We start from the raw sequence: 13,264 nt of genomic DNA on the forward strand, positions 1-13,264 counted from the left end.
TGGCTGCCGCAAGCGGACAAAGCCATGGCAGCGACTGAAGCGAGGGCCGCAGCTTTGACAATGCGTGTGGACTTCATAGTGTTTCCTTTCTTCCTTCCTAGCTTCCTTGCTAAGACCGGTCAGGAGCGCCGCTACGCGCCCTATCCGTTCTTATCTGCCACTATACGGCACCATAATGATCACTTTTGATTGTTGCCATGATTTGCCTTGGAAATAATCGGCAACCATGAAGTCAAAATTTCAAACAACCGTTGAAATTCCAACGTTTCAGAACTCAGCCATTTTCTGAAAAACTTGTGATTCTGATCACTGATAATCATCATGGTGTGGGACGCACCGCCCTCAGGAGCGCGCCTCGATCGCTCTATGCCCGCGGGGCGGTCGAGGCCCGCACCACGAACGTGGAATCCACCACAATCGGCTTCATGCCCTCATGCACCTTGAGGCGACGCAACCGACCCACCATCTCATCGACGGCAAGCGACGCGGTCTCCCTTCGCGGCATACGCACCGACGTCAAGGCGGGCGTGACCAGCGAGCTCACGGGAATGTCGTCGATGCCAATCACCGACACCTGACCGGGAACCGAAATATGCTGGGCGCGCAACGCCGCAATGAAGCCGATGGCGATCATATCGTTAAACGCCAGCACGGCGCTCGTCTGGTTCTTCAAAAAGGCCTCCGCGCACCGATACCCCCCGGAGAACGACGGCGAATCCGAGGGGATACGCTTCAGCCGAAGCCCGTGCACCGAGCACAGCGCAGTCATGACGCGCCAGCGCGTACCCTCCTGCCAACTGGTCTGAGGACCGGAGATATAGGTGATTTCCGTATGTCCCAACCCGACCAGATGGTTCACCGCCGCCTCAAGACCGGTTTGCACATTGCCGATAATCGATTTGACCCCTCGGATGGAACGGTTCAATGCAATTACCGGCTTGGTTTCGGCCAGCTTGCGAATCGCCGAGTCGCTGCGACGGGACGAACCGAGAATGATGCCGTCCACATGCGGACGGGCCAGCTCGACCGCGTTCTTCTCGATGGCGCCGGTCTCCTCGGAATCGATCACCAGCAGCCCGTACCCCAGATCAAGGCAGCGATGCTGCGCGGCCTTGACGTAATCGGCGAAAATGGGATTGGCCAGATCGGAAACCACAATGGCGATCTGACCGGTCATGCCCCCCGTCGGATCGTATGACGAGATGGGATCGACGCGATACCCCAGCCGATCGGACACTTCACGGATCCTGCGCGCGGTTGCGGCGCTCACCCTCCCCGGACGGGCGAAGGCACGTGACACGGTCGACGGAGACACACCGACCTCGCGGGCAACGTCGCGAATGGTGACGCGATGCGCATGCCCCTGGGAAGGGCCGCCATCTCCGATGGCATCGTCACCGGCACCGACATGTTCCTCGTCAACCGCCATGGCACTCCGTTCTTTATATATATGCGATCTGCCCCATTCTATGCACCGCCCGGTGATTTTGCCGTCAAACCATGGCAACTGCAAACGGTAGTCAAGGCGACAACCGATAATGTAAGCATGAATCAACCAACGAAGTATGATCTCAATCCCGATCGCCTCCTCCCCCCGGATCCCACCGAACGTGCCATCGCACGCGACCTGTACGACTCCGTCAAGGACCTGCCGATCATCTCCCCCCACGGCCACGTGCCGGTCGAATGGTTCCATGACAAGGATTACCATTTCTCCGACCCCACCAGCCTGTTCATCACACCTGATCACTATGTGACTCGCGTGATGCACTCCCAAGGCGTGGCGCTGAAAGACCTCGGCGTCAACCAAAAGAACTTCACCCCCGAGCAGGCGCGCAACGCCTTCCTGATCTGGGGCAAGAACTGGGGCGCCTACGCCGGAACCCCCATGCGCTACTGGTTCGAGGACTCTTTGCAGAACGTCTTCGACATTCACACCAAGTTCGGCGAGGACACCGCCGGCCGGATCTACGATGAGCTCAACGATCTGCTCAAGCAGCCGGAGTTCTCCACGCGCGAACTGGTGAAGAAGTTCAACATCGGCTTCATCTCCACCACCGACGACACGCTCGACGACCTGCACCTGCACGACGAGACCAACGCGGATCCGGACTTCCCGGCTCGTCTGGCGCCGGCCTTCCGTCCGGATGTGTATCTCGAGCCCTCCACCCCCGGCTGGGCCGAACTCGTCGGCAAGCTTGGCGATGTGGCCGGCGTGGACACCTCCACCTACGAGGGTTTCACCGCCGCGATCAAGAGCCGTCGCCTGTACTTCAAGCAGCATGGCGCCGTGCTGTCCGACCACTCCCACGCCGACGTGCGCACCGACCGCCTCTCCGACAGCGAAGTCACCAAGCTGTATGCGCAGGCGCTGGCCGGCACCATCTCGACCGAGGACGCCACCCGCCTGCGCCGCCACTTCTTCTCCGATCAGGTGCGCATGGCACAGGAGGACGGCCTGGTGATGACCGTGCACCCGCATGTGCATCGTTCCTATGATCCGTCCACTCTGGCCGAGTACGGCAAGGACACCGGCGGCGACATCCCGGCCAAGGCCGAGTTCGCCGTGGACCTCAAGCCGCTGCTCAATGAGTACGGCAACAACCCGGACTTCCATTTCGTGGTCTTCACGATGGACGAGACGGTATACGCCCGCGAGCTCGCCCCGCTGGCCGGCTTCTACCCGAGCCTGTACATCGGCGCCCCGTGGTGGTTCATCGACGCGCCCGAACCGATTCTGCGCTACTACGAGGAAGTCACTCCGAACGCCGGCTTCACGAAGCTGTCCGGCTTCATCGACGACACCCGCGCACTGTGCTCCATCCCGGCACGCCACGACACCAACCGTCGTCTGACGGCCCGCTACGTCGCCGGCCTCGTCGCCGACCACCGCCTGAGCCTCGAGGAGGGCCGCCAGATCGTGATCGATTCCGTGGTCGCCCAGCCGAAGAAAGTGTTCAAGCTCGACTAAGCTACCCGCCGCCCGTTGGCCTGCTCCGTTCCCGGGAACGGAGCAGGCCAACGGGCATAACGGCCATCGTCTCAATCTGTCAAGAAAGGACAAGCAACTATCATGACGCTTCATCTGACCGATGATCTCAACGCAACCAAGGATGAGTGGACGACCGCCGGCATCACCCTGCCGAAGTTCGATCCCGCCAAGGTCCGCGCCAATTCCGTCGATCACCCCTACTGGGTGCATTTCGGCGCCGGCAATCTGTTCCGCGCCGTTCACGCCGCCATCGCGCAGGATCTCATCGAGGCCGGCGAAGTCGCCTCCGGCGTCTATGTGGCCGAGACCTTCGACCCCGACATTGTGGACGAGGCCTACAAGCCCTTTGACGACCGCTGCCTGCAGGTTGTACTGAAGTCCGACGGCTCCGTCGACAACCGTCTCATCGCCTCTGTTGCCGGCGCCTTCGGCGTGCGCAGCCATGACGACGAAGCATGGAAGGGCCTGGTCAAGGTCTTCACCAACCCCGAGCTGCAGTTCACCACGGTCACCATCACCGAAAAGGGCTACGCTCTGACGAACCCCGCCGGCGACGTGCTGCCGTGGATTCAGCCGGAGGTCGACAACGGCCCCGACTCCGCCATCTCCGCCATGGGAGCCATCACCGCACTGCTTCTTGAGCGCTTCAAGGCCGGCGCCTACCCGATCGCCATGGTGTCCACCGACAACTTCTCGCAGAACGGCGACCGCTTCGGCGCCTCCATCAAGAAGTTCGCCGAAATGTGGAGGGACAAGGGCTTCGTGGGCCAGGACTTCGTCGACTACCTCAACGACGAGTCCAAGGTCACCTTCCCCCTGTCCATGATCGACCGCATCACCCCGAACCCGGCCGAATCCGTCTCCGAACTGCTGGCCAAGGCCGGTTTCGGCGACACCGACATCATCCACACCGCCAAGCGCACCAATGTCGCCCCCTTCGCCAACACCGAGGAGACCTGGTACCTGGTGGTCGAGGACAAGTTCCCGAACGGCCGTCCGGCCCTTGAGAAGGCCGGCGTCTATGTGGCCGACCGCGCCACCGTGAACGACGCCGACGAGATGAAGGTCACCACCTGCCTCAACCCGCTGCACACCGCGCTGGCCACCTTCGGCATGCTGCTGGCCTATCCGTCGATGTCCGAAACCATCGCCGACCCCGACCTCAAGAAGCTCGTGGAGCGCCTCGGCTATGTCGAGGGCCTACCGGTGGTCACCGATCCGAAGATCTTCTCCCCCAAGGAGTTCCTGCGCCAGGTCATCGAGGTGCGCGTGCCGAACCCGAACATTCCGGACACCCCGGCCCGCATCTCCACCGACACCTCGCAGAAGATCCCGATCCGCTACGGCGTGACCATCGCCAAGTATCTGGCCGATCCGGAGCATCATGATCCGGCTTCGCTGACCGCCATTCCGCTGGTGATCGCCGGCTGGCTGCGCCTGCTGCTCGGCAGCGACGGCAAGGCCACCAACGACAAGGGCGAAACCGTGACCCTGAGCCCGGATCCGCGTCTGACCGATCTGCAGACGACGCTCGCCCCGCTGTCGCTCGGCGGCGATCTCAGCAACGCCGAGGAAGTGCTCAAGCCGGTTCTGGCCGACACCACCATCTTCGGCACCGATCTCAACGCCACCCCGCTGGCCGCGAAGATCATCGGCTACTTCAAGCGCTTCGCCGCGGGCACCGGCACCGTCAAGTCCGTGCTGGAAGCCGAGCTGGCCTGATCCGGCCGCGCCCATAGCGGCTATAGCGTCCAATACAGGTTATTTACCCAACCAAAAGGAGAACAACCCACATGCATATGTCATTCCGCTGGTACGGCGAGGGCAACGACACCATCTCCCTCGACGACATCCGCCAGATCCCCGGAGTCGAGACCATCGTCTGGTCCCTGCATCACAAGCAGGCCGGCGAACTCTGGGAGCCGGAGGAGATCGAGCACGAGATGAAGCTCATCACCGGCCTCTCGGCGGACGACCGCAAGCGCGGCGTTACCAAGACCTTCAACGCCGACGTGGTCGAGTCCGTCAACGTGCATGAATCCATCAAGACCGGCAAGACCATGCTGGGCATGAGCCGCGACGAGGCTCTGGAGAACTACCGCAAGACCATCGAGAACCTCGGCAAGGCCGGCGTCAAGGTCGTCACCTACAACTTCATGCCGGTGTTCGATTGGCTGCGCACCGACATGTTCCACCCGTCCCCGGATGGCTCCACCGCCCTGTACTACGACGCCCACAAGGTGGCCCAGCTCACCGACCCGCAGGCTCTGGTCGACGAGACCCTGAACGGCGCCGGCAACCTGACCATGCCGGGTTGGGAGCCGGAGCGTCTGGCCCATCTGCCGGAGTTCATCGAAGCCTATCAGGGCATCGACCATGAAAAGTACTACGAGAACTACAAGGTCTTCCTCGACGCGGTGATCCCCACCTGCGAGAAGTACGACGTCAAGCTGGCCGTCCACCCGGACGATCCGGCCTTCGACCTCTTCGGCTGGCCTCGCGTGGTGTCCTCCAAGGAGGGCATCCAGCGCGTGCTCGACCTCAACCCGAGCCCGTACAACGGCCTGTGCCTGTGCCTGGGATCCTTCTCGTCCCGCCGCGGCAACGATCCGGTCGACGCCGTCAAGACCTTCATGGACCGCATCCACTTCAGCCACGTGCGCAACATCAAGTTCCTTGACGACGCCGGCTCGTTCTCCGAGGTCGGCCATCGCGCATCCGAAGGCGACGTGGACACCGTGGGCATCATGAAGGCCTACGCCGAAGCCGATTTCCAGGGCTACATCCGCCCGGACCACGGCCGTCACCTCTGGAGCGAGAACACCGAGGCCGGCCGTCCGCGCCCCGGCTACGGTCTGTACGACCGCGCCCTCGGCATCCAGTACCTGCTGGGCGTCTGGGACTCCTTCAAGTACAACAAGTGATCCTGGAACCTCAGTGATATGACAAACCCCGCTCCAACCGGCGGGGTTCGTCATATCCAGGAACCTTGACCGGTTCACGGGATATTGCGGCGGCCCCGTGAACCGGGCTCGATGGAAAACTCTGGAAAATAGGGCACGGCTCCTCGCGGTTCATCCGAAACTATCAATGAACGAACCGCAAAGGAGCCCTTCATCAATGAAGATCAGTACAACGATCACCGATATCGCCAACCATGGCGACCGTCTTGATATAACCACCGACGGCGCCCGATTCCAGATCTATTTTCTGGACGAAAACATCATCCGAATCCGTTCCACCTTCAAACAGGAATGGCCGGAGGAACTGAACTACGCCCTGGTCAAAACCGCCTGGAATGACGCCACCGACGACGTCATCGGAGACGAACGCGAGCACGTAACCCCCATCGGCATTACACTCAGCACCACCATCGACGCCAACAGCGGCGAAACCATCCATACCGCTTCCACGGGCCGCTATACGCTGGCTATCCACACCTCCCCGTTCCATTTCGAGATCCTCGACGAGAACGGCGTCACGGTGCACTCCGATCTGCCGGGCCGATCCTTCATGCAGGATTCGCTCGGCCGCCCGACCCACTATTCGCGCATGGAAGACGGCCATCATTTCTACGGCTTCGGCGAGAAAAGCGGGGAGCTCAACAAGATCCGCCGCCGCATGCGCATGCACAATACCGACTCACTGGGTTGGGATGCCTCGAAGTCCGACCCGCTGTACAAAATGATCCCCTTCTACATCGATTTCGACGCCGAACGGGGCCTTGCACACGGTATGTTCTACAACAACGCCGCCGATTCAGTGTTCGACATGGACTGCGAGCACTCCAACTACTGGCTGCGCTACAGCTATTTCCAGGCCGAAACGGGCGACATCGACCTGTATTTCATCGGAGGACCCACCATCGCCGACGTGGTGAAGCACTACACCGACCTGACCGGAAAAACGGCCATGATGCCGTTGAGCTCGCTGGGATACATGGGTTCCACCATGTTCTACACCGAACTCGAGCGGAACGCCGACAAGGCCATTGAGGATTTCGTGGACACCTGCGCCGCCAATGACGTGCCCTGCGACGGCTTCTTCCTGTCATCCGGCTACACCTCGGGCGAAGACGGCAAGCGCTACGTGTTCAACTGGAACCACGACCGCTTCCCCGACCCGGCCGGGTTCATCGAGAGTCTGAAGGACAAGGGCGTGGAGGTCTCCCCCAACATCAAGCCCGGCATGCTCACCACCCATTACCTCACCGACGATTTCGAAGAGGCGCATGCTTATGTGCGCACACCGGACGACTCGGCCTCCCAAGTGGACCGGTACTGGGGCGGTCCAGCACATTTCGTGGACTTCACGTCGCCGGCTGGCCGAGCCAAGTGGAGCGAGCATATGACCCGCCAGCTGCTCAGCAACGGCATTCGTTGGATTTGGAACGACAACAACGAATATGAGATCGCCGAGGACGGCGCTCGCTGCGAGGCCGAAGGCGTGGTGCGCCCGATCGGCGAGCTGAAGCCCCTGATGTCGACGCTGATGGCGAAAACCGCCCACACCGCCGTCAACAGCTACGATCCCAATGTGCGCCCGTATGTAACCAACCGCGCCGGCTACGCGGGTATCCAACGGTATGCGCAGACGTGGTGCGGCGACAACGGCACCACCTGGACAAACCTCAAGTACAATGTGCCGACGATTCTGGGTATGGGACTGTCGGGGGTGGCGAATCAGGGCGCCGACATCGGCGGATTCGACGGACATGCCCCCGACCCCGAGCTGTTGGTGCGCTGGGTGCAGAACGGCATCTTCCAGCCCCGGTTCTCGATCCATTCCTGCAACACCGACAATACGGTCACCGAACCGTGGATGTACCCCGATTACACGCATTACATCGCCGAGGCGATCCGTCTGCGCTATTCGCTGGTTCCGTACTTCTACTCGCTGCTCGCCGAGGCGCACCGCAGCGGCGCACCGATCATGCGACCGCTGGTCTACGAGTTCCAGTCCGACCCGCGCTGCTGGGACGAGAGCTTCGAATTCATGCTCGGCCCCTCGCTGCTGGTGGCGAATGTGCTGGAGCAGGGCGTTTCCAACATTGACGTGTATTTGCCGGCGGGATGCGATTGGTATGATCTGTCGACCAGCTGCTGGGTTGCCGGTGGGCAGACGATCACCGTGCCGGTCTCGCTGGGCTCGATCCCGATGTTCCTGCGTTCCGGGGGCATTCTACCGACATGTCCGGGCCTCGCCAACCTGCACCGCGACGTCATCGATCATCTGACCCTGCTGGTCGAGCCGGGTCAGGCGGCGTCCTTCCAACTGTACGAGGACGACGGAGTGTCCCGCGCGTGGGAGCATGGCGCGTACCTGACCAGCACGGTGCAGGTCGTCCCCTCCGCCGACGGCGTGTCAATCGACGTGACGCGCGACGGCGAATACGACACGCGGGTCGCAGACGTGACGCTGGAGGTGCTGTGTCGCCGTATCGCCCCGCTGAGCGTGCAGCTCAACGGCCGTACCATCGAACGATTCCTCAATCACGGCAAATTCGAGGATGCCGGCGAGGGATGGTTCTTCGACGGCCAAAGCCGCAAGGCGCTGGTCAAATTCGCCAACCCGTCCGGTGACTGGCACGCCGATCTGATGTTCAAGGCCAAGGATCTCGTGTCCATCTGACGGCCTTCTGACCGTCTAGTCGGGATGACCGTCCAGCCGTCTGGCCATCCCGACCTACGACCCGGCATATCCCGTGCCGCGACCGTCGGCCACCCTATATTGTCAAATCAATTTACTATAAACAACCATTCCAAGGAGCAACTATGTCCGCATCCACACCAACGGCGGCCATCACACCGCCGACCTCCGCATCCACACCGGCCTCCGCCGAAGACGGCGATCCCGCATTCAACATCGTCCGATGGCTCGCCGGCTACCTGGCCTTCTGGATCATCATGTCCATCGGCTTCGCCATGGTCAGCCAGGTTCTGCTGCCCCAACGCATCAAGGACATGGGCGCCGCCAACCCCACCGCGGTGCTCGGCACCATGACCGCGGTGGGCTCCATCGTCGCGCTGGTCGCCAACATCATCATCGGCGCCCTGTCCGACCTGACCAAATCACGATTCGGCAAGCGCACCCCATGGCTGTTCTGGGGAGCATGGTTCTCACTCGGGTTCTACCTGCTCATGGGCAACATCGGCGTGATCATCGGCCTGACCGTCACGCTGTGGCTCAGCAAAATCGGCTTCAACATGATGAACTCGCCGATTTATTCCACCGTCTCCGACCGCGTGCCCAAGCGATACCGCGGCACCATCTCGTCAGCCATAGGCTTCGGCAACACACTGGGTCTCGCCATCGGCGCATTCGTCGGCGCATATTTCGTCGAAAGCGTGCGCCTCGGCTTCACCATCGCCGCCATCTGCATGTTTGTCTCCGCCATGCTGTTCCTCGTCATCATTCCACGCGAGCCCGGCAACAAGGACGAAGCCACCGAAATTAAGGAAGGCAGCGTCTTCAAGCACGTCGTCTATTCCTTCACCCCGCCGATCAAAGGCGCCTCCGACTTCTGGAAAGCATTCTGCTGCCGCACCTTCCTGCTGCTTGGCATTCAGATGCTGTCCGGCTACTGGTTGTACATCGGTCAGGATTATCTGGGTCTCGACAAGTCCGACGCGGCCCATGTGGTATCCATGATCGCGGTGTTCCAGATGATCGCCTCGATCGTCGCCATGATCGTCGGCCCACTCTCCGACCGCATTCACCGCCGCAAGCCCATGGTGGTACTGGCCGCCTGTCTCGCCATCATCGGCTTCATCTTCCCGATCGCGATGCACAGCATCACCGGCATGTACCTCGCCGCCTGTTTCGTGGCCCTTGGCAACGGCATCTTCATGTCCATCGACCAGGCTCTGAACGTCGATGTGCTTCCCAGCAAGGAGAACGCCGGCAAGGATCTTGGATTCATCAACGCCGCCACCACCGCAGGCCAATCCGCGGGCATGGCCCTGACCTCCGCCATCGTGACCGCCACCGGCACCTACACCTATATTTTCCCGATCGCCATCGTCATGTCGGTGCTGTCCATCATCTCGGTGCTGCTCATCAAGTCGGTGAAGTAGCCGCGAACCAAGAGCAATTCAACCGGCAATCGCATTCGGTCCATACTGCGAGCGCCATTGAGGGCATATCGAAGGCTCTCAATGCCCTGCGCGTCATCGCAATATGGGCCGAATTGCATTATGAGGATGCGGGGGAGCTTATGCGGTTCCAACCGCTTCGGATTCGGCGCCATGCCCGACGCTCGCCCGATCCATAAATGACGAGGGAATGCAAACCGGGCTGAGATCGCCGTCCCATACATGCAACACCCGCGCAATGATGCGCTCCGCGGCGGCGACACCCATCTCTTGACGAGGCACGCGCACGCTCGCCAACGCCGGCGTGGCGATCTCGCACTGCGGCGTGTCGTCGACGCCCACCACCGCGATATCTCGAGGCAACCCGCCGTTCTTGATCTCACTGCGATGCCATCGCATAAAAGCAATCGCTATATCGTCGTTAAACGCGATAAGCGAAGAAGTCGGATGCGTCCGAAACGATTCAAACGCCTCCCCGGCATGATCGCCGACCGGATAGGCGCAAGGGGTGCGCCGAAGCGTCATCCCCTCGTTACGGCAGGCCACCGCTATGGCATTGCCACGCAACCCGTTCTGCCACGACGACTGCGGGCCCGGCAGGTAGGTGACCTGCCGATGGCCCAGCACGCGCAGCCGATGCACAGCCTCGCGCAGGCCCCGCGCGTCATCAGGGTAAATGGATTGCACGCCGGGCACCAAACGGTTCAGCACCGCCAGCGGCCGCTCCTGGGCGATCTTGCGCAACTGCACATCAGACAGTCTGGACGCGCTGAGAATAATGCCATCCACATGGGGCAGCGTCCGCCGGATAATCGCCAATTCCCGCTCCGGACTCTCCTCGCTTTCCGACACCATCAAGCCAAAATCACGCCGGGCGCAGGTGCGCTGAATCGCCCGCGCAAACTGAGACGACACCGGATTCTCCAAGTCCGTCACCACCAGGGCGATCAAACCGAGCAGCTCCCGTTCGCCGCCTTGCTCCCCAAAGCGTTCGCTGCGCGAAATGATCGCGTCGCTGCGGTACCCCAACTCGCGCGCCACGTCAAGCACGCGCTCCAACGTTTCGACATTCACACGACCGGGCTGGCGAAACGCCCTCGACACCGTTGCCGGAGACACGCCCGCGGCCTGCGCGACGTCACAAATCGTAACCATATGTACCTCGATGTAGTCTCTTCCTCGCAATCGTACGGCACATGCGTGCAACATGCCGCATATGGACCGCCGATGCGCTAGTGTGGAGAAGGCATAGGAGCACTCAGCTTACAAGGGAGTTCTTAAATATGACGACTACCGCCGATTTTGCAGTCGAAGGTATCAAGCCCGGCAAGGTGTTGCTTGTCGGCGAAGCCATGGCCCTGTTCACCGCCATGGAGGAAGGCGATTTGGGTGCCGTCGACACCTTCAACGCCTCCGTGGCCGGCGCCGAGCTCAATGTATGCGTCGGCTTGGCCCGTCTTGGCCAGAAGCCGGTGTACATGACCAAGCTGGCACCCGATCCGTTCGGCGACCGCATCCGCGCCTTCATGGAGCGCAATGGCATCGACACATCGCTGGTCACCCTCGACGCCGCCCGCCCCACCGGCTTCATGATGAAATCCAAGGTCTCCACGGGAGATCCGAAAACCCATTATTGGCGCAAAGGCTCCGCAGCCTCCACCATGGGACCGCAGGATGTGGACGCCGTGGACTTCTCCGACATCTCGCTGGTCCACCTGACCGGCATCCTGCCGCCGCTGAGCGACACCACGCTGGCCGCATCCCACGAGCTGGTCAAGAGGGCCCGCGAGAACGGCGCCTTCGTCTCCTTCGACCCGAATCTGCGCCCCGCCATCTGGCCAAGTCTCGATCTGATGCGCGACACCCTGCGCACACTGGCCTCTCAGGCGGATCTGGTGCTGCCCGGCATCGGCGAGGGCCACGAGCTCTTCGGCGCCGACACGCTTGAGGACACCGCGCAGGCATTCATCGACAACGGCGCCAAGTACGTAGTCGTCAAAGACGGTCCTTCCGGCGCATACGCCACCGACGGCGAGCACAGCGTCTACGTACCCGGTTTCGTCGTCGACACCGTCGTCGACACCGTGGGAGCAGGCGACGGCTTCGCGGCCGGCACCTTGTCGGCCCTGTTGGAAGGCAAGTCTATCGCCGAGGCCATGGAGCGCGGCTGCGCGCTCGGCGCCATCCAGACGCAGTTCGTTTCCGACAACGAGGGCCTGCCCACGCCAAGCGAACTTGAGGCGTTCAAGACCTCCCACCACCGCGCCGGCTGAGTCGGTGAACACGCTCGAATCAGCGCAAACCAAATAACTGTTACCAATCAATCAAACCAGAAAGAAGATTGAAATGGCAGAAAAGAAAACCAACGATGAGCTCGTTGCCTACTTCGAGCAGCTGGGCATTGTCCCGCTGGTAACCCTGCACTCCCTCGACGAGGCCGTCCCGCTGGCCAAGGCCCTGGAGGAAGGCGGCGTCCCGGTGGCTGAAGTCACCTTCCGCTCGCCCTTCGCCATTGAAGGCATGAAGAAGATCGCCGCCGAAGTCCCCGGCGTCACGCTGGTCGCCGGAACCGTACACACCCCGGAGCAGGCCAAGGCCGCCGTCGACGCCGGCTGCGTCGGACTCGTCACCCCGTCCTTCGACGAGGCCGTCGTGGATTGGGCGCTTGACAACGACGTGCTGATCCTGCCCGGCACCGCGGTCCCCTCCGATGTGGAGAAGGCGTACGATCGCGGACTGCGCTATGTCAAGTTCTTCCCGGCCGAGGCCTACGGCGGCGTCAAGACCCTCAAGGCCCTCAACGGCCCCTTCGGCGAGGTGAAGTTCCTGCCCACCGGCGGCGTGAGCCTGAAGAATGCCGAAGAGTACATCTCCCAGAAGAATGTCTTCGCAATCGGCGGCTCCTTCCCGGTGCCGTCCGCGGCCCAGAAGGCCGGCGACTGGGCCGCCATCGCCCAGGCCTGCAAGGATGCTCGCGCCATCGTCGAGCCGATCATCGCTCAGAAGAAGGCCTGAATCCGAGATTGAGGATCGCAGTGGCCACAGCGGTCAGAACGATTGCACGGCTACTGCGGATTCCGTATGAGCGGCGCGTGATTCACGTATGACAAAGTCCTGTATCGGCATCCCACCGGTACAGGACTTTGTCATAAGAAAGCATTATGCCAAATTAAGAAAA

Annotated in this window: 10 protein-coding genes; 8 read left to right on the forward strand and 2 right to left on the reverse strand. The window is 61.7% G+C overall.

Annotation, left to right across the window (positions count from 1 at the left end):
• A partial coding sequence (locus B2994_RS07515) for a hypothetical protein (RefSeq protein ID WP_291527748.1) occupies positions 1–189 on the forward strand: 189 nt, incomplete at its 5' end.
• Between the two features lie 175 nt (positions 190–364).
• On the opposite strand, the gene B2994_RS07520 is transcribed toward B2994_RS07515, so the two are convergent.
• Positions 365–1,429, reverse strand: coding sequence for a LacI family DNA-binding transcriptional regulator (locus tag B2994_RS07520; RefSeq protein WP_291527749.1), 1,065 nt, complete (start codon positions 1,427–1,429; stop codon positions 365–367).
• Positions 1,430–1,546: 117 nt separating this feature from the next.
• On the opposite strand from B2994_RS07520, the gene uxaC reads away from it, so the two are divergent.
• From uxaC to B2994_RS07545, 5 genes are all read left to right on the forward strand, one after another.
• Positions 1,547–2,971: a glucuronate isomerase gene (gene uxaC / locus B2994_RS07525; RefSeq protein ID WP_291527750.1), complete on the forward strand. Its 1,425-nt coding sequence runs from the start codon at positions 1,547–1,549 to the stop codon at positions 2,969–2,971.
• A 102-nt stretch (positions 2,972–3,073) separates the two neighbouring features.
• Positions 3,074–4,714 carry a mannitol dehydrogenase family protein gene (locus B2994_RS07530; RefSeq protein WP_291527751.1) on the forward strand — a complete coding sequence of 547 codons (1,641 nt, stop codon included), beginning with the start codon at positions 3,074–3,076 and terminating at the stop codon, positions 4,712–4,714.
• A 71-nt stretch (positions 4,715–4,785) separates the two neighbouring features.
• On the forward strand, positions 4,786–5,916 hold the full coding sequence (locus B2994_RS07535; RefSeq protein WP_291527752.1) for a mannonate dehydratase: 1,131 nt from the start codon (positions 4,786–4,788) through the stop codon (positions 5,914–5,916).
• Between the two features lie 196 nt (positions 5,917–6,112).
• Positions 6,113–8,623 (forward strand): glycoside hydrolase family 31 protein, encoded by a 2,511-nt coding sequence (locus tag B2994_RS07540; protein WP_291527753.1) that lies wholly within the window; start codon positions 6,113–6,115, stop codon positions 8,621–8,623.
• Positions 8,624–8,766: 143 nt separating this feature from the next.
• Positions 8,767–10,068, forward strand: coding sequence for an MFS transporter (locus tag B2994_RS07545; protein ID WP_291527754.1), 1,302 nt, complete (start codon positions 8,767–8,769; stop codon positions 10,066–10,068).
• Between the two features lie 138 nt (positions 10,069–10,206).
• Here B2994_RS07545 and B2994_RS07550 read toward each other — a convergent pair whose 3' ends face one another.
• On the reverse strand, positions 10,207–11,241 hold the full coding sequence (locus tag B2994_RS07550; protein ID WP_291527755.1) for a LacI family DNA-binding transcriptional regulator: 1,035 nt from the start codon (positions 11,239–11,241) through the stop codon (positions 10,207–10,209).
• 128 nt (positions 11,242–11,369) lie between these two features.
• Here B2994_RS07550 and B2994_RS07555 point away from each other — a divergent pair, with 128 nt between their 5' ends.
• Together B2994_RS07555 and eda are read left to right on the forward strand one after the other, a co-directional pair.
• Positions 11,370–12,359, forward strand: coding sequence for a sugar kinase (locus tag B2994_RS07555; protein ID WP_291527756.1), 990 nt, complete (start codon positions 11,370–11,372; stop codon positions 12,357–12,359).
• 73 nt (positions 12,360–12,432) lie between these two features.
• The gene (eda, locus tag B2994_RS07560; RefSeq protein WP_291527757.1) at positions 12,433–13,101 is read left to right on the forward strand and encodes a bifunctional 4-hydroxy-2-oxoglutarate aldolase/2-dehydro-3-deoxy-phosphogluconate aldolase; all 669 of its coding nucleotides are present in this window, start codon (positions 12,433–12,435) and stop codon (positions 13,099–13,101) included.
• The last annotated feature ends 163 nt before the right edge of the window (positions 13,102–13,264 follow it).

The sequence above is a fragment of the Bifidobacterium sp. UBA744 genome, from assembly GCA_002298605.1.
In the GTDB taxonomy this organism is placed as follows: Bacteria; Actinomycetota; Actinomycetes; order Actinomycetales; family Bifidobacteriaceae; genus Bifidobacterium.